This window comes from Vibrio sp. 1457 (assembly GCF_033340195.1).
In the GTDB taxonomy this organism is placed as follows: domain Bacteria; phylum Pseudomonadota; class Gammaproteobacteria; order Enterobacterales; family Vibrionaceae; genus Vibrio; species Vibrio alginolyticus.
In genome coordinates, this window is the sequence record NZ_JAWOWA010000020.1 from 1 (window position 1) to 17,844 (window position 17,844).

At 42.9% G+C, this 17,844-nt stretch carries 16 protein-coding genes and 1 other RNA gene; 6 read left to right on the plus strand and 11 right to left on the minus strand.

The window, feature by feature from the left end:
• Positions 1-19: 19 nt before the first annotated feature.
• From R7Z41_RS18020 to smpB, 5 genes are all read right to left on the minus strand, one after another.
• Positions 20-1,081 carry a hypothetical protein gene (locus R7Z41_RS18020; protein WP_318136392.1) on the minus strand — a complete coding sequence of 354 codons (1,062 nt, stop codon included), beginning with the start codon at positions 1,079-1,081 and terminating at the stop codon, positions 20-22.
• A gap of 102 nt (positions 1,082-1,183) precedes the next feature.
• Entirely contained in the window at positions 1,184-2,335 is a 1,152-nt protein-coding gene (locus R7Z41_RS18025; protein ID WP_140272036.1) for a site-specific integrase, read from the minus strand.
• Positions 2,336-2,597: 262 nt separating this feature from the next.
• On the minus strand, positions 2,598-3,890 hold the full coding sequence (locus R7Z41_RS18030; RefSeq protein WP_318136393.1) for a site-specific integrase: 1,293 nt from the start codon (positions 3,888-3,890) through the stop codon (positions 2,598-2,600).
• Between the two features lie 96 nt (positions 3,891-3,986).
• Positions 3,987-4,354: a transfer-messenger RNA gene (gene ssrA / locus R7Z41_RS18035) on the minus strand.
• A gap of 66 nt (positions 4,355-4,420) precedes the next feature.
• On the minus strand, positions 4,421-4,906 hold the full coding sequence (smpB, locus tag R7Z41_RS18040; protein ID WP_005381642.1) for an SsrA-binding protein SmpB: 486 nt from the start codon (positions 4,904-4,906) through the stop codon (positions 4,421-4,423).
• 119 nt (positions 4,907-5,025) lie between these two features.
• Here smpB and R7Z41_RS18045 point away from each other — a divergent pair, with 119 nt between their 5' ends.
• Together R7Z41_RS18045 and R7Z41_RS18050 are read left to right on the plus strand one after the other, a co-directional pair.
• The gene (locus R7Z41_RS18045) at positions 5,026-5,469 is read left to right on the plus strand and encodes an SRPBCC family protein (protein ID WP_005381641.1); all 444 of its coding nucleotides are present in this window, start codon (positions 5,026-5,028) and stop codon (positions 5,467-5,469) included.
• Positions 5,459-5,818 carry an RnfH family protein gene (locus R7Z41_RS18050; protein WP_005381640.1) on the plus strand — a complete coding sequence of 120 codons (360 nt, stop codon included), beginning with the start codon at positions 5,459-5,461 and terminating at the stop codon, positions 5,816-5,818. Before R7Z41_RS18045 ends, R7Z41_RS18050 begins: the two co-directional genes overlap by 11 nt.
• A gap of 101 nt (positions 5,819-5,919) precedes the next feature.
• On the opposite strand, the gene bamE is transcribed toward R7Z41_RS18050, so the two are convergent.
• The 5 genes from bamE to nadK all read right to left on the minus strand — a co-directional run bounded on the left by bamE (position 5,920) and on the right by nadK (position 11,197).
• On the minus strand, positions 5,920-6,279 hold the full coding sequence (bamE, locus tag R7Z41_RS18055; protein WP_017820585.1) for an outer membrane protein assembly factor BamE: 360 nt from the start codon (positions 6,277-6,279) through the stop codon (positions 5,920-5,922).
• 242 nt (positions 6,280-6,521) lie between these two features.
• Positions 6,522-7,004 (minus strand): GNAT family N-acetyltransferase, encoded by a 483-nt coding sequence (locus R7Z41_RS18060; RefSeq protein ID WP_005381636.1) that lies wholly within the window; start codon positions 7,002-7,004, stop codon positions 6,522-6,524.
• A gap of 21 nt (positions 7,005-7,025) precedes the next feature.
• A complete protein-coding gene (gene recN / locus R7Z41_RS18065) occupies positions 7,026-8,690 on the minus strand; it encodes a DNA repair protein RecN (RefSeq protein WP_225478063.1) in 1,665 nt (554 codons plus the stop codon).
• 166 nt (positions 8,691-8,856) lie between these two features.
• Entirely contained in the window at positions 8,857-10,047 is a 1,191-nt protein-coding gene (locus R7Z41_RS18070) for a DUF3103 domain-containing protein (protein ID WP_005383752.1), read from the minus strand.
• Positions 10,048-10,312: 265 nt separating this feature from the next.
• Positions 10,313-11,197 (minus strand): NAD(+) kinase, encoded by an 885-nt coding sequence (gene nadK, locus R7Z41_RS18075; protein WP_053302984.1) that lies wholly within the window; start codon positions 11,195-11,197, stop codon positions 10,313-10,315.
• Positions 11,198-11,343: 146 nt separating this feature from the next.
• On the opposite strand from nadK, the gene grpE reads away from it, so the two are divergent.
• From grpE to dnaJ, 4 genes are all read left to right on the plus strand, one after another.
• Positions 11,344-11,940, plus strand: coding sequence for a nucleotide exchange factor GrpE (gene grpE, locus R7Z41_RS18080; RefSeq protein ID WP_021034134.1), 597 nt, complete (start codon positions 11,344-11,346; stop codon positions 11,938-11,940).
• A 417-nt stretch (positions 11,941-12,357) separates the two neighbouring features.
• On the plus strand, positions 12,358-13,632 hold the full coding sequence (locus R7Z41_RS18085) for a dicarboxylate/amino acid:cation symporter (RefSeq protein WP_005381625.1): 1,275 nt from the start codon (positions 12,358-12,360) through the stop codon (positions 13,630-13,632).
• A gap of 347 nt (positions 13,633-13,979) precedes the next feature.
• Positions 13,980-15,893, plus strand: coding sequence for a molecular chaperone DnaK (gene dnaK, locus R7Z41_RS18090; protein WP_005381623.1), 1,914 nt, complete (start codon positions 13,980-13,982; stop codon positions 15,891-15,893).
• Between the two features lie 204 nt (positions 15,894-16,097).
• Positions 16,098-17,246 (plus strand): molecular chaperone DnaJ, encoded by a 1,149-nt coding sequence (gene dnaJ / locus R7Z41_RS18095; protein ID WP_005381620.1) that lies wholly within the window; start codon positions 16,098-16,100, stop codon positions 17,244-17,246.
• 69 nt (positions 17,247-17,315) lie between these two features.
• On the opposite strand, the gene R7Z41_RS18100 is transcribed toward dnaJ, so the two are convergent.
• Positions 17,316-17,747 carry a type IV pilin protein gene (locus tag R7Z41_RS18100; protein WP_017820588.1) on the minus strand — a complete coding sequence of 144 codons (432 nt, stop codon included), beginning with the start codon at positions 17,745-17,747 and terminating at the stop codon, positions 17,316-17,318.
• Positions 17,748-17,844 lie beyond the last annotated feature (97 nt).

Sequence of the window (17,844 nt, forward strand, 5' to 3'; positions counted from 1 at the left end):
CTGAAACTCAGTATATTGTTTAAGAACTGAACAACATGGGGCTACCATGTCTTCTCATCGAATTAAGCAACAAAGCCCCTGTTTTTCCGCTAACCTCAAAGTTGATGAGCTTACCGGATACACGGTCAATTATTTCAGCGCACTTGTCACGGCCATATGTTGTGTTTTTTAAAAGAAAATCTCTTAATTCCGTTTTATCCATCTTATTGCCATCTAAAACAGACTTTATTAATGAAACAGCATCAGGGTACTTATCAAGATAATCATTATATTTAAACACTTCATCTTGTAAAGATTTTGCCTTTTTATGCGTGTTTTCATCGATATTGCGAACAGAATTTATCATATCAACATACTTCAAATTTTCTGCTTTTTGGTATGCGAATGTCAGCTCAAGGGCATTATTACCACGGAGTTTTTGGTTTATCAGTTGAATGTGTTTTGTTTGGGTTCCATTTTCGTCAGTATTGTCATATTTAATGTCCATCATGTAGATACAATCTACGTCTTCGACAAGATCTGATGTCCCAGAATAGACAAGTTTGTTGTCGCCATCTCGATTTTTGTTGGTATGACCTAAACCGATAAAGGTTCCCCCCCTCATAACAAAATCTCTGACAGTGATACCAAATCTACGCATATGTTTTTTGTCCATTGTGTCAGCGAACTTCTTAAGAGTATCCACAATGATCACAACATCCTTTGCTGCATCATCATCAGATAATCCGTCTAAGATGGCTAACAGAGAATGTGATTCGAAGCCGTTATATCCGGGAACAAGCACGTGAACCCCAATACTTTCCAAAATTTCAGTTTTTTCAATAACTCCATTTTGAGTGTCATCAGCATTTATATAAAAGACCGATAGATCGTTAGTAAGACCTGCTGCATGAGCTTGTTTTAGTTGGTTGATGATTAATAAGGTTTTGCCAGCATTCGGTGGTGCAAAAAGAGTACTTGACTGTCCTTTGAGAACTAAACGGTCAAAGATAAAAACGCTCTCAGCAGCGTTCTGTTTAATATTATCTAAGTCCTCATTGATAGCGAGTTCAATGAGTGTTTCCAATGTGTTTTTTTTCATTAAATAAACTTTCAGTAAATTTTGAGTGAGCGAAGCCGTTCACCCAAAATATATGGGTTAATAAAATATTTTTTAGTTGTGGTGGTGCTGTTTAAATAGATATCACGCTAAATTATATGGGCGAATATATGCGGTATGGCTCGTATCTATCATATTAACAACAGGAGCAAGAATTCTAGGATGGTATTGCTCACTGTACGTATCAAACGACTCGGAATTATGTTTATGGCCAACAATGCACTCTATAATCTCTTTGGAAATTCCTAACTGTTTCAACTCATTGATGAACGTGTGTCGGAAAGAGTGTGCATCTAACCCTTTACCTAAACCCAATGAATCTCTACGGCGACTAAACCACTTCGAAGCGTTAGTCGAGTAGTAGCCATCAACAAGAGGCAGCTCTGGGAAGAGACGACCATCGTTTTTTGAATCTACGAATGATAAGAAACCTTTTGCAATCAATTCATTATGAATAGGGATCAGCCTGATAGATGAACTATTTTTGACACTCTGCCCTTGGAAGTTCTCCCTAATCTTAAGACAGTAAACACCATCAACTTGAGTTACATCATCAAAGATTAGTTGGCAGATTTCATTTAGCCTTGCCCCTGTGTAACGTAACAATAGTGGTACCCAGTAGTAATAAGAATGAAGGTAGCGATGAGATTTGTAGTCTGTCATGTTGAAAATGGCAGCAAGGTGGTGGTCGGAAAAGCATAGGCGTTTCCGACCACCTTTTTCACTCTTTTTTGGAAGTCGATAGAATACATTGTCCTTAACGTATCCATGAGCTTTGCTCCAGTTAAGAAAAGTAGAGAATTTTTCGATTATCCCTTTGACGGTTGTAAGGGATAGACATGGTTTAGGCTTTGGCAAGGCCGCATTTTTGAAGATTACGTCGTACCCTGTTAGTCCCGCAAACTCAGAGTGTTTCTTTGCGTTTGTGGGATAGTGGCTCAAGGCGTCTCGAACGTTTTCAGCGCCTGAACGATCAAGCTCGTTTAAGTCATCAAAACCGATAAGGTGCAATACTCTCGCAAGAAGTTCATGATCTTGCTGGATGTTTTTTAGCTTAGATTTGCCGAGTTTGATACGTGAATCTGTATAAGCATCTAGTAGTTCGACACCTGTTAGTGGTTCTAGTGTCTTATGGCTTCGTTGCACTGGTATTTTAAGACTGAGGATAGCTTCGAGATTTACAGTATCTCTGAAATTTGAGCGTAAGCTTTGTGCTACAGAAGAGGATAAATTCATAATAGTTCCTAATTATTCGATTGCTTTCCAATCAATCTAAGAAGGTCTTTCACGCCCGTAAAGAAAAAAAACTAGCAACCTATCAATCACATACATGTATGCATACTTAACTGCAACTTGTTTTTTAAGTTGTTGTTTTTAAGTTGTTTATTTGGTTGCTTTGAGCTGAATTTTGAAATAAAGAGCTAATGGGTTTATTTTTTTTGGGCGTGAAATCACGCCCAAAATTAAAGCCACATAACTGTTTAAGAGGTCGCTAGGGTCACTCAGTTGAATAGTTTGGCACCTTATCTAAGGGGAGGGGTTCAATCAGGTTTACGACAGTCATCACTTGCTCAATGTTCAGATCCTTCCCGTAGCGGTCGTAGGTAATGTTATTCAAGGTGTGACCTAGTATCGCACCAGCCACAATATGGGAAACTCGCTTTTGTTTAAGTTGTGTCGCTACCGTATGACGGAAAGAATGAAAGTCATGCCCTTTGCCAAAACCAAGTTTGGTTTTAAAGCGTCCATACCACTTAGAGGCGGTGCTACCAAAACCATCTCGTGAATTTTTCAGTTCAGGAAACACACGCTCATGTTTGATTGAGTGTAGGTATTTAATGAATCCAAGTTCTATTAATTGTCGGTGAATTGGGATAACGCGACGACTCGTTACATTTTTTAGTTTCTGTCCCTCATATCGATCATCAATTCGGATCACCCAAATACCACTCTGTTGATAAATGTCCGCTTTGTAGAGTTGGCACAGTTCATTCTGCCGAGCACCTGTAAAATAAGCTAAGAGAGGGAGCCAGTAGTAGTAGGGATGTATGAAGTCTCCCTTCGCATGAATTTCTGTACTAAAAATTTTCTGTAAGTCTGTTTTTGCATATGCGTTTTTGGCTTCACTATCTTTACGTTGCTTGCGGAAGCGAATTGCTTTGAATGGGTTGATATCAGTAAATTCGTTCAAATGGCACCACTCAAAGAATCCTGACGCTTTCTGACAATAATCTTTTACCGACTCTTCACTGAGTGTAGGCATATTAAGGCTATTATTGAGTTTAACTGCCTCCTTGGCTGTTAGGCCTTTGAACTGGGGGTGTTTCTTCATGTTTACGGGGTAATGTCGCAATAGCTGCACTGCGTCTTCTGCATCGCGTCTGCGAATTAAAGGGAGATGGGATTTTCCAACTAAATCAAGAACGGTTTTGCACTTAGCTTTCAGCATTCCAACGGCCTTAGGAGAAATATGCTGAGCCTTATAAAGACAAAAGCGCTCTAGCATCTTTTCTGGGCATAACACCTTAAGCTTTTTCTGTTTTGCTGGTGGGTGCTTTTTTTCGTTCTGAATGGGTCTGACTTGCTTTGGTGCTGTGGTTGCAGTCGGGGATATAATGGTGCGACGAACCTGTATCTCTAGTTCTAATGCCAAAAGCGTAGCTTTATCTTTGCATGATGTTTTTAGTGAACGTTTGATTTCCCTGCGCCCATCGAATAGGTGTCGGTGCTCTGAGGGTATTTGAAAGCGAAACTGCCAAATGCCAGATTTAGAGATAGATAAATAGCGCATGTTTTAGTACCAAAATGTAGTACAAACAGCCTAATATCGAAGTGGTGAATACAAAAAGGGCGATAACTCAAAGAGTTACCGCCCTTTCCAAACGTTTGGTGGAGCTGGCGGGAGTTGAACCCGCGTCCGAAAACCGTTCATCATTGGTACTACATGCTTAGTCGATCTTTAATTTCGCCACCCACCTGCGAACCGACACGCTAATGAATGACTAGCCTGAATTAAAATTCGCCGTTCATCTCTCAGGCGGGAGAATCCGGGCTAGCGCGTTTGGGTTTGATCCCTCGTTGATCCCCGTCTTACGTGCGGAAGCTAGGGCGAGAGAGCTCTTAGCAGGTTATTAAGCTGCTAGTGCGTAGTTTTCGTCGTTTGCGACTATTTTTTTGCGGTTTGTTAACGAGGCCTACCGCACCTCGGCATGCACCTCAGACTTCTGAATTCCCGTCGAATCCTAAATCAGCCCCAGGTAATATTCGCATAGTAACAGAAAAGCATTGGCTGTCCAGTACTATGCGTTTAAGTGGTCAAGATTAACGCAGCGCGCTCTTCATTACGCGTGCTTTTTCTCTTGCCCAGTCTTTTTCTTTTAGATCCGTACGTTTATCGTGCAGCTTTTTACCTTTTGCTACGCCAATTTTTAGTTTCACCCAAGAGCGAGACCAGTACAGTGAGAGGGCCGTTAATGTCATACCTTCACGGTTTACACGTCCGAATAGATTATCCAGCTCACGACGACTCATTAGTAGTTTACGCACACGTGTAGGATTCGCCACAACGTGTGTCGATGCCTGATTTAAAGGAGTGATTGTCATGCCACTCACAAAGGCTTCACCGTCACGCATAAATACGTAACTTTCAGAAATATTGGCTTTACCTTGGCGAAGGGCTTTCACTTCCCAACCTTGGAGCTCCAAGCCAGCTTCGATTTCATCATCGATGAAATACTCGTGGCGAGCTTTTTTATTCAGCGCGATAGTATTGCTACCCGCTTTTTGTTTCGTTTTTTTCTTTGCCATAATAGCGTCATTATACGGGTTGGATATCGGATAGGAAATCCTTTTATTTGCGCAATCGTGGAATAAAAGTAAAATTGGCGAGTAGCTTTAAATCTGTACATGTATCGATAGGAGTATGTATGAAGCAAGTCAGCCGTTCTGCGCTTGTGTCTTTTAGCGCCGAACAGATGTTCAATCTGGTTAATGATGTTGCTAAATACCCTGAATTTCTGCCTGGTTGCTCGGGCTCTAGAATCATTGAGTCTTCGGGGAATGGTATGGTGGCTTCTGTCGATGTGGCGAAGGCTGGAATCAGCAAAACGTTTACGACTTCAAATGAGTTGATCCCCGGTCAGGCAATTATGATGAACTTGGTGGATGGCCCGTTTAAGACGTTGCGTGGTGGTTGGATTTTTACCGCGCTAGATGAGCAAGCTTGCAAGGTTGAACTAAAGCTTGAGTTTGAATTCTCAAGTAAAATGATTGAGATGGCCTTCGGTAAGATTTTTAACGAGCTTACTAGTAATATGGTAAATGCATTTACTAAACGCGCAAAACAGGTCTACGAGTGTTATGAGTATTGAGTCAGATATGATTCACGTTGAGGTTGTCTATGCTCTTCCTCATGAACAGCGTGTATTTAACTTAGTGGTAAATAATCACGCAACGGTAGAAGAGATCATTCGACAATCCGGTGTATTGGAGTTGTACCCTGAAATTGATTTGTCCAAGAACAAAGTGGGTGTGTTTAGTCGTAACGTGAAGTTGGATGCGACCGTTCGAGATCGAGACCGAATAGAGATTTATCGTCCGTTACTCGCCGATCCGAAAGAGATTCGCCGTAAAAGGGCGGAGCAGGCTAAAGCCGAGGGAAGTGCAGACCCAGTCACCGGTGGCAAGCCTAGTTCTGTACGTAAAAATAAGCAGGATTAATATAAACCCAATAGCTCATGTGAGTTACTCAAAGTTTGACTAACGTGATTTCTATATAATAAAAAACCTCCCAAACGGGAGGTTTTTTTGCAAAAGTCAGTTTACTGAATTTGCTCGTAAAATGCGTCACTTTTTGGAAAGTCACCACTGATGTCTGCGAGTGTGCCTTGGTCATTAAAGTTTACAATCAGATCTTTCTGTACTGGTTCGCCATGGCCAGGAGTATGATGATAGATGTAATACCAAGTGTTTGGATAGCCGTTTTCAATAAGCATTGGCGACCCTAATACGAAGCGAACCTGTGCTTTAGTCATCCCAAACTTTAATTTATCAACCGCACTTTGTTCTACATAGTTGCCTTGGTTGATATCAATACGATAAACCAGTCTTTCCAATACCGAACATCCTGTCAGCAATGTCATTGCTAATGGTACGGCAACTAACCACTTCTTTAATTGCATAATAATTTCTTAGTAACCTTTAAAATACTGCGCTGATAATAAACAAGCTCGACGCAGATGTAAAAAGCTATGCGTCGTATGGTAGACAATCTGACAACGAATTTTGAGTTGAGTTGCATTTATTCACCGATATTAGGCGGTAAATGTCACCACATGACGTATTAGTTAGGTGACGAAGAGCACATTTCAATCGGAGATAGGGTGATGGACGCTTTCAGCGGTGAGCCAAGCCTAGTGACTCGTTAGTCGGTTTTGGCGAATTCGCGTAATGCATCACCTGAAAAACGATAATACTCTTTTTCATGAATTAGTGTTGCACCAATTGAGCGGTAAAACTGACCTGCGGTAGGGTTACTACTTTCAGCTGTCCAGTCCAACCTTTGGCATCCACACTTGATCGCCAAAGATGCCAGATACTTCATTAACTTGAGACCAACCCCTTTTCCTCGAACCTTCGAAGATACGAACAGATCTTTTAAGTACATCTGCCCTGAGAGTTTTGGGGCAGGGAACATGACGGTATAAGATGCAAAGCCTACGACGTCATCATTATCGTAAACCGCAATGATATTAACACCAGAATGTTCAGAGAAGACTTGGCTCTTTAGATAATGGACCAGATCGTGTTTTGATGAAGCTTTTTCTTTGAAGTAGTAATGTTCTAACTCAATAAAAATAGGGATGAGATCTAAGCAGTTGGTTTTGTGTATTGCTCTGATATCCATATCTCATCCCTTGTCGATTTATTAAGCGGCGATAAGCAGTTCTTTTGCGTTTGCCAACGTTGAGTCGGTTATTTGACTACCACCAAGTAAGCGAGCTAATTCTGCCACACGTTGTTGTTCATCTAATGCGTGCATTTGGGTTTCGGTTTGGCCTGCTTTGGTTTGCTTAGCAACAAACATTTGTTGATGGCCGCATCCGGCAACTTGAGGGAGGTGAGTGACACACAATACTTGAGTAGATTCGCCAAGCTTGCGTAGCATTTTGCCCACTACGGCAGCTGTTGGGCCACTAATACCTACGTCCACTTCATCGAAGATTAAACTTGGTGTATCTACTTTCTGAGCGGTGATCACTTGGATAGCTAGAGAGATACGTGATAGCTCACCGCCTGACGCAACTTTTGCTATAGGTTGCAATGGTTGTCCCGGGTTGGTCGATACTAAGAAGCACACGCTGTCCATGCCAAGCGGCGATGGGTGCGTGTTGTCATTGCTAACTTCGATACTGAATACTGCTTTATCCATGCTCAATTCGTGCATGCTTTGTGTGATCAGTTTGTTCAGTTCTTTTGCGTAACGGCTGCGTGATTTGTGCAGTTTTTCTGCTTGTGTTAGAAAGCTTTGGTACTTGTGTTCTACTTCTTGAGCAAGTTCATCTAAACGTTCATCGGAGCAATCTAACGCTTCTACTTGGGCCAGAAGATCTTGATGATGCTGGTAGAGTTCTTCTGGCATTACGTGGTGTTTACGAGCTACAGACATCACTTTAGAAAAACGTTCTTCTACATAAGCCATACGAGCTGGATCAACATCGATGCCATCTAAGTAGCTGCGTAATTCATTCTTCGTTTCTTCAAGTTGAATCATCGCTTCTGACAGCATGTTAGGTAGCTCAGATAGCTTTTCATCTAATTCGGCTAATTGAATTAGGGAGTGATTGGCCGATTGCAAAATACCAAGCGCATTGACTTCTTCACCTTCGTAAATAAGTTCGATGGCTTGCTGACAGGTAGTGGCGAGTTCACCACTGTTGGATAGTCGTTTATGCTCTTGCTCGAGCTCTGCAAATTCTTCTTCACCTAGCGATAACTCATTCAGTTCTTTGATTTGGTATTCAAGCAACTGTTTTTGCGCCTGGTTTTGCTGGCTATTTTCTTTTAGCTGCTTGAGGTTATTATCCGCCTGACGCCAATGCTGGTAAGCACTTCGTGTGCTTTTTAGTAGGTTTAAATGCCCAGCATATTGGTCGAGCATGGCCATTTGGTGCTCACTTTTCATCAATTGATGATGAGCGTGCTGCCCATGGATATTGATAAGTAGCTGCCCTAGAGATTTGAGTTGTGATAGTGGAACAGGGCTGCCATTAATGAAGGCTCTTGAGCGGCCTTCTTTTGTGATAATACGACGCAAAATACACTCACTGCCATCTAGCAGATCGTTATCTTCTAACCAACGTGTTGCATGTAAGTTGTTGTCCAATAAAAAAGCGGCGCTAACTTCGGTTTTCTCTTCACCTTGTCGCACCATGCCGGCATCGGCTCGTCCGCCTAAGCAGAGCCCTAAAGCATCGATAGCAATGGATTTACCCGCGCCTGTTTCACCTGTAATGGTGGTCATGCCCTTAGAAAGCTCTAGTTGTAAAGACTTAACAATCGCAAAATTATTAACACTTAGATGAGCCAGCATTTTATTTACCTGTATAACTGAACAATACTGTATAAGAGAACAGTATATACTGTTTCTTTATACAGTAAAGTCAGGTAGGGAAAATTTTCTTTGTAGGCTGTTTTTTTGTGATGAAGTGGGAAAAATGAGCCGATGTGATTACAACGACTCATTAAAATTGAACAGGTTACGGACGAGTTGGGTTAATCGTTAGTGGTTCTAGTGTGACGACTGCATTCACACCTGCACCTGGGTGATCTACGTATGAAGTATCTTGCATTAGAGTGTAGTAAACGTCGACGAAGTCATCATCATTCGTGAGTACACCATCGGGGATAGTGTCGATGATCTTGTTCGTGATTTGCGGAATAATCGCGTAAGCCTGAACTTCTGGATCTGGAATCGCTTTCAATACTTCTTCGGCAACTTGAACAAGGAGTTTTGCCAATTGTTTATAGTCTGTGCCGTCATCTTGCTCCATGAGCACAATGTCTGCCGCACCCCAGCGGTAACGAGACCAGTGAATAATGATCTGATTTGGATAGTAATCTTGGTTATCGTAGTCTAAGTATGGAAGCTCCACCAAATCGAGAGTAGGTTCATCACGACTTGGATTGACGCCCGTTACGATAGCGTAGATTTCTGCCTTGCCAGAGATCCAAGGTTCTTTGTCATCGGCTAGACGGATCTTTTTCAACTGCGTGGTTTGAATTGGAGCCGCTTCGCCCACTGCGCTACTTGACAATAGCGGTGTATTTTGGCGTTGTTCATCAGCAATATATGGTTGAACTAAAGCTGGTTGACCGAGTTTTTTCATCTCAGCTTGCATAGCTTGCAAGCCTGCTTTTAGCTCTGCAGAGCTATTGTTATCAACGACAAGTACAGGTACCTCAGGGAGCTGGTAAACATCGAGTTGATGGATGTTGCCATAAACATCAAATGCTTCGATGTATTGCCAATTCTCATCATCACCACTTGGTTCAAATGCAAATAATGGCTCGACCTCGCCACTTTGCCATGCTGTTATCATGGCTTCATTTGCCAAGCGAACTTCTAACAACTGATCAGAGTATTCAGAAATACCTTTCCAGCTACGAATTTGAGTGTCAGCTTGTACAAGCTGGCGGCTGAACTCTGAGTTAGGGTTTTGCTTAACAAATGCTGATACAGACACGTTAGTCTGTTGCGGAGTAATATCTCTTCTCAGCATGGGTTCAATGGCAGCATAATTCTCACTCAATTGTTGAGCTAGGGCCCGTTTCGTCTTAGTGATATCTTCCGCTTTTGCATTGGACACACTGTTGACTTGCGTTTCCTCTGATTGGCAGCCAATAAGTGCTAATGTACTGAGAACAGACAGAATGATGGTTTTCTTCATAATATGTCCTTTATTGATTGTATGAAATAGAGTTAATACTCTATTCATGGTGAGAATATCACCGGACATAGATCATTGAATTTGCTTTTCTATCTTTTGTGTAAAGTTTGCCCACAGGATCAAAATTTATAAGCTTCTCTTTAATGATGACAAATATCGTGTCGCCTCACTACTTTGTGTCTATTTCTTGTCTAAGAAAGCCAAAAGCCAGTAGCAATTGAGCTGCTGGCTTTTTTATTGAAGTTATTACCCTGAGTAACAAGTGTTAGAACAATTTACTAGACCAGCCAAGCTTATTCCGTAAGACGTGATAGTAGCTGTAGTCTTTTGGATGGATGAGCTTTAGTACATTTGGACTTTGATAGATGTGAATTTCGTCGCCAGGGGTAACTGGAAGTGAGACTTGTCCATCACAGCTAACTTCTTGTGTTCCACGGTTTTCTGGTGATACCACCAATTTAATTCGACGCTTTCCATCAACCACCAAAGGTCGACTCGACAATGTATGCGGGAACATTGGCACGAGTGAAATGGCATTCAAGCTAGGAGAAAGAATTGGGCCGCCGCCAGAAAGTGAATATGCCGTCGAGCCAGTCGGAGTGGAGACAATCAAACCGTCGGCCCGTAAAGAGAAGGCGAAGCTTTCATCAATATACACTTCAAATTCAATCATATGAGCAATTTGCCCTGGGTGAAGTACGGCTTCGTTTAGCGCAGCGTTATGGCTCTTTATTTGTCCGTGGCGGTGTACTTCCGCCTCTAAAAGAAAACGCTCCTCTTCAATGTACTCACCGTCGAGTACCGCTTGCAGAGACGCTTGGAAGTCGTCTGGGTTCAAGTCAGTTAAGAAGCCCAAATTTCCGCGGTTCACGCCTATAACTGGTACATCAAATCGGGATAAAATTCTTGCTGCACCTAGCATGTTGCCATCGCCACCAACCACAATGGCTAGATCGGCATTTTTTCCTAGTTCAACTAAGCTAGCAAACTGACTCTGTGGGATATCATCCAGTATTGCGGCAAGGCGATCGTCAATGAATACTTTATAGTCCTCAGAGGTCAACCATTGGTACAACTCTTTATGAGTTTGAATTGCTTGTTGATCTCTTGGTTTTCCGATAATCGCGATCACGTTACATGGATTTTTCATAGCATTTCCGCATTAAAGAGGCTTGAATCAGGAATCTTCATCCCCATAATAATGGCAAGTCACCTAAATATGCGAATTTTTATGTGGTTAAAGCCCGCAAAAACGCGCATGGCTTTAAGGGCATTATGTTGAATTCTGGAGATATCATGAGCAACGAAGAAAACAAAGTTACAGAAGAAGAGCTTGATCAAATCATCGAAGAGGCTGAAAAAGTAGAAGCTGAAGCACAAGAAGTTGAAGCTGAGCTTGAAGAGCTTGGTGATGAGACAGACGCTAAGATTGCTCAACTAGAAGCGGCACTATTGTCTAGCGAGGCAAAAGTAAAAGAGCAACAAGATGCGGTGTTGCGTTCTAAAGCTGAAGTAGAAAACATGCGTCGTCGCACTGAGCAAGAGATCGATAAAGCACGTAAGTTTGCGTTGAACAAGTTTGCAGAAGAGCTGCTTCCTGTTATTGATAACCTAGAGCGTGCAATTCAAGCGGCAGATACAGAGAATGAAACTGTGAAGCCGTTCCTAGAAGGCGTTGAACTAACACATAAAACGTTTGTAGACGTTGTCGCGAAATTTGGCTTGAAAGCAATCAACCCTGAAGGTGAAGCATTCAATCCAGAGTTCCATCAAGCGATGTCGATTCAGGAGAGCCCTGATCATGAATCAAACACTGTTATGTTTGTTATGCAAAAAGGTTACGAACTAAACGGCCGTGTGATTCGTCCGGCAATGGTAATGGTTGCTAAGTAACTTTAACTACCTGTTTTTTAAATATAAAAGCGCCCATCATTTTTGATGGGCGCTTTTTTGTTTTAAACATAAATGACTGCATCGAACTTCGTTGTATATCGATAAATGAAAATTTGATCCCCTTCATATTTTTTCCTATTGGTTAATTATTTTCCTATAGGAGATTTTCTCTCATCTCGCTGCGTGTTTATTAACGGAAAGGGCTATAAGTGGTTGTAATCATTCGCTGTGTGAATGTTTGTTCTGCATAGGAATGTAAATATAGTCATTTTTTCCAAAACAATTTCGTTAACAAAAATGTAAATTATCACTTTATTTTGTAACTTCGGTGTGTATGATTTGCGACTAATGCTTTAAAAGTAAGCATATATAACTACAAAAATGTAAATAGTAAACACAACATATCGGAGATTTATAATGGATAAATCGCTTTCTAGTAAGATTTTTATAGGCTTGTTTGCCGGCCTTGTGCTGGGGACAGCAATTCAGTACTTATTTAGCGGTATTGCGATTTTTGATACATACCTACTTGGAGCAGCAGAAGGTGTTGGCGGCATGTTCGTCTCACTGATCAAATTGCTTGTTGTTCCTTTAGTTTACGTTTCAATCGTATGCGGCATTGTTGACTTGAAAGACATCAGTGCATTTGGTCGTCTTGGTGGAAAAACTTTTACCCTTTACATTCTTAACACCATCATTGCGATTACGGCGGCTTTGACTGTCGGCTTGATCTTCCAGCCAGGAGCGGGCGCCAATCTAGCAGGAACGGTATCTGAGGCTGTACAGCTGACAACGACAGAGACGCCGGACATTTTCTCTTTAGTTGTTAACATTGTTCCTAGCAACCCTGTACAAGCGTTTGCTAGCGGCGACATGCTGCAAATCATCTTTATGGCAATTTTGACGGGGCTTGCAATTCAAGCTTTGGATTCTCGTGGTGGCCCAGCTATTCGCACATTCAAAATGGCAAATGAAATCATGATGAAATTGGTTGGATTAGTGATGAGTCTTGCACCATATGGTGTGTTCGCACTAATGATTCAACTAGGTGCAACGCTAAACGCCAATACATTAATGTCCGTTGCCGGTTACGTGGCTTTGGTGGTTGCGATGTTGGTGTTCTGGATCTTCTTCTTCTACCCAATGGCAGTGAGTATTGCGACAGGAACCTCTCCAAAGACTTTCCTACGTGCAACTCGTGAGCAGATTCTTTTCTCTCTATCTACCGCGAGCTCAAATGCGACTATCCCGGTAACGATGCGCACACTGACAGAAAAGCTTCAGGTCTCTAAATCGGTTGCTGGCTTCGGTGTACCACTAGGCGCAACGATGAATATGTCTGGTGTATCTATCTATATTGCTCTCGCAACGATGTTTGTTGCGAACGCTTTTGGCCAGCCAATTAACACCGCAGACATCTTTACACTTGGCTTAACTATTCTTCTGTTATCTATTGGTGCTGGCGGCGTTCCTGGGGGCGGCGTGGTAATGGTAGGCGTTTTGCTTCACCAGCTAGGCTTACCACCTGAAGGTTTGGCAATCATTGCAGCGGTCGACCGTATTAATGATATGTTCTGTACATCATCGAACGTTGTCGGCGACACGGCAGTGAACACCATTGTTGCAAAAACAGAAGGTGAGATAGGTAAAGAAGAAGGTGTTGATGCTGAGCCTGCTCAAGCGAACGCCTAATACCTTGAATAATTTATTTTAACCCTAATATTGAAGCGAGTTCTTATGAGCTCGTTTTTTATTTAGGAAGAGTCGGGCATAAATAAATTTATCTGGGAAATGACGTTTTGTTGCGCTACAGCAGTGTGACGAGTTCCCAACTAATCAGAAAGAAACACATAAATTTCGAAAAAAGACGCTTTTTTTTAATTCTGCCCTTGAAAAGCATTTTGCCGCCCTTATCTATGTGGCATAGAGAAGCAAACATTGATTATTTTTGTTTGTGAGCAAGGGTTGAAACCCGATTCTCCTCCCCCCACATTGGGGTTATAACCAAACGAAAATAGAATTTATTCGGAGATAGCCAGATGGGTAAAATCATTGGTATTGACTTAGGTACTACTAACTCATGTGTTGCTGTATTAGACGGCGACAAACCACGTGTAATTGAAAACGCAGAGGGCGAACGTACTACTGCATCGGTTATTGCTTACACTGACGGTGAGACGCTAGTAGGTCAACCAGCGAAACGTCAAGCAGTAACTAACCCAGAAAACACGCTATTTGCAATTAAGCGTCTAATCGGTCGTCGTTTTGAAGACGAAGAAGTTCAGCGTGACATCGAAATCATGCCTTACAAAATCGTTAAGGCTGACAACGGTGATGCTTGGGTAGAAGCGAAAGGCCAAAAAATGGCAGCTCCTCAGGTTTCTGCTGAAGTTCTTAAGAAAATGAAGAAAACTGCTGAAGACTTCCTTGGTGAGGAAGTAACTGGCGCAGTTATCACAGTACCTGCTTACTTTAACGATGCTCAGCGTCAAGCGACAAAAGATGCTGGCCGTATCGCAGGTCTAGAAGTTAAACGTATCATCAACGAACCAACGGCAGCTGCACTAGCTTACGGTCTAGATAAGAAAGGCGGCGATCGCACTATCGCGGTATACGACCTTGGTGGTGGTACATTCGATATTTCAATCATCGAAATTGATGAAGTTGAAGGCGAGAAAACATTCGAAGTTCTAGCAACTAACGGTGATACTCACCTAGGTGGTGAAGACTTTGATAACCGTCTAATCAACTACTTGGTTGATGAGTTCAACAAAGAGCAAGGCATCAACCTTAAGAACGACCCACTAGCAATGCAGCGTGTTAAAGAAGCAGCAGAGAAAGCGAAAATCGAGCTTTCTTCTACTTCTCAAACAGACGTAAACCTACCTTACGTTACTGCAGATGCAACTGGTCCTAAGCACATGAACATTAAAGTGACTCGTGCAAAACTAGAATCTCTAGTTGAAGACCTAGTACAACGCTCTCTTGAGCCATTAAAAGTAGCTCTAGCTGACGCTGACCTATCAGTAAACGACATCACTGACGTAATCCTAGTTGGTGGTCAGACTCGTATGCCGATGGTTCAAGCGAAAGTTGCTGAGTTCTTTGGTAAAGAAGCGCGCCGTGACGTAAACCCTGACGAAGCAGTAGCAATGGGTGCTGCAGTTCAAGGTGGTGTACTTGCTGGTGACGTTAAAGACGTACTACTACTAGACGTAACTCCACTGTCTCTAGGTATCGAGACAATGGGTGGCGTGATGACTAAGTTAGTTGAGAAGAACACAACTATCCCAACTAAAGCGAACCAAGTTTTCTCTACAGCGGAAGACAACCAGAGCGCGGTAACTATCCACGTTCTACAAGGTGAGCGTAAGCAAGCGATGTACAACAAGTCTCTAGGCCAATTTAACCTAGAAGGCATCCAGCCTGCACCACGTGGTATGCCACAAATCGAGGTTACGTTTGACCTTGATGCGGATGGTATCCTACACGTGTCTGCGAAAGACAAGCAGACTGGTAAAGAGCAGAAGATCACTATCCAAGCTTCTGGCGGTCTAAGCGATGAAGACATCGAGAAAATGGTTCAAGAAGCAGAAGCTAACAAAGAAGCGGACAAGAAGTTCGAAGAGCTAGCGACTGCACGTAACCAAGCTGACCAAATGATTCACGGTACTCGTAAGCAAGTAGAAGAAGCTGGTGAAGCGCTACCTGCAGAAGAGAAAGAGAAGATTGAAGCAGCAATTTCTGAGCTAGAAACAGCACGTAAAGGCGAAGACAAAGAAGCTATCGATGCTAAAGTTCAAGCACTAATGACTGCTTCTCAAAAGCTGATGGAAATCGCTCAACAACAAGCTCAAGCGCAGCAAGCACAAGGTGCTGACGCAGGTGCACAGTCTAAAGAAGACGACGTTGTAGATGCTGAGTTCGAAGAAGTTAAAGACGACAAGAAATAATATTTCTTAACCAGATGGCTGCATAGCCATCTGGGGTCGATAAGACTTCGTGTGCGGGCGTTTGGGGCAACTCTTACGCCCGTCTGTTTGTAAACGCTGTCTTTCTAGTTAAGTATGTTGCAGACAAGTGCACTTACCTAGAACGATACAAACACCAAGCGGTGAATCGATGCCGTTTGTAGTAATTAACTGGTGACGAAGAACATGTCAAAACGTGATTTTTACGAAGTATTAGGCGTAAGCCGTGATGCCTCAGAGCGCGATATCAAAAAGGCGTATAAGCGTCTAGCGATGAAATTCCACCCAGACCGAAACCAGGGTGATGATTCTGCGGCGGACAAGTTTAAAGAAGTAAAAGAAGCGTACGAAGTTCTGACCGACCCTCAAAAGAAAGCGGCGTACGACCAATACGGTCATGCAGCTTTTGAACAAGGCGGCGGTGGTTTCGGTGGCGGCGGCTTTGGCGGCGGCGGTGCTGATTTCGGCGACATCTTTGGCGATGTATTCGGTGACATCTTTGGTGGTGGTCGTCGTGGCGGTGGTGGCCACCGTGCCCAGCGAGGTGCTGACCTACGTTACAACATGGAATTGACGCTAGAAGAAGCGGTTCGTGGTGTAACGAAAGAGATCGAAGTACCGACACTAGTACACTGTGATACCTGTGATGGTAGTGGCGCGAAGAAAGGTTCATCTGCTGAAACATGTGGTACCTGTCATGGTCATGGTCAAGTACAGATGCGCCAGGGCTTCTTCGCAGTGCAACAAACCTGTCCTACCTGTCACGGCAAAGGTAAAATCATTAAAGACCCTTGTAATGAGTGTCATGGTCAAGGTCGTAAGCAGAAAACAAAAACACTTAACGTTAAGATCCCAGCAGGTGTTGATACTGGCGACCGTATTCGTCTATCTGGCGAAGGTGAAGCGGGAGAAATGGGAGCACCAGCGGGTGACTTGTATGTACAAGTGCACGTGAAAGAGCACCATATCTTCGAGCGTGATGGCAACAACCTATACTGTGAAGTGCCAGTAAGCTTTGCGATGGCAGCTCTAGGTGGTGAAGTTGAAGTACCAACCCTAGATGGTCGCGTAAGCCTAAAAGTGCCTTCAGAAACGCAAACAGGTCGTATGTTCCGTATGCGTGGTAAAGGTGTGAAAGGCGTTCGCGGTGGCGGTGTTGGTGATCTTATTGTTAAGTTGGTTGTTGAAACACCAGTAAACCTAAGCTCACGCCAAAAAGAACTGCTCAAAGAGTTTGAAGAGTCTTGTGGTGGTGAAGCGGCGACAAAGCACAAGCCTAAATCAGAAGGCTTTTTCAACGGTGTGAAAAAGTTCTTTGATGATTTAACCAGCTAAGACGTTAGTGAAAAGCACAAATACAAAGGCCTGCTAAAATGCAGGCCTTTTTGCATCTCGGTGTTCTTCCTAATTCCAGCAATCACTTGGTTCTTCGACATTTGTTGACGTTAAAGTAATCGTTTTAGAACCAGTCAAGCACTCGTCGTCGTCTTGTCCCAGAGCCGATTTTGCTGTTGCTGTAATGGTATAGGCCGTACTTGCAGAGCTCGCAATATCGAAAGAAAATCTATTTGTGTCTGAGTCACATAGAGTGCATGTGCCTCCAGAGAGAATATGACTCCAGTCGTACCCACCATCATAAGATGTCTCTAGCTCTAGCTGAATTCGACTAAGATCGCTCAAGGCAACCGTCCTATGAGACTTGATTACATGATTAGTGTAAGAGGGGTATGCGACTGCAGCAATGATCCCGACAATCACTACAGCTACCAGTAATTCGATCAATGTCATCCCTCTCAATCCTTTTTTGTAGCCGTTACAACGAGAAATTCGAATCATCACGAGTAGTTTCCTTTTCACTTTTCCGCCTATTTTTGGCAGGTGATAGCATCTGTGCAAGATGAATTACGGCCCTTTTGCCGTTTACATAGGAATT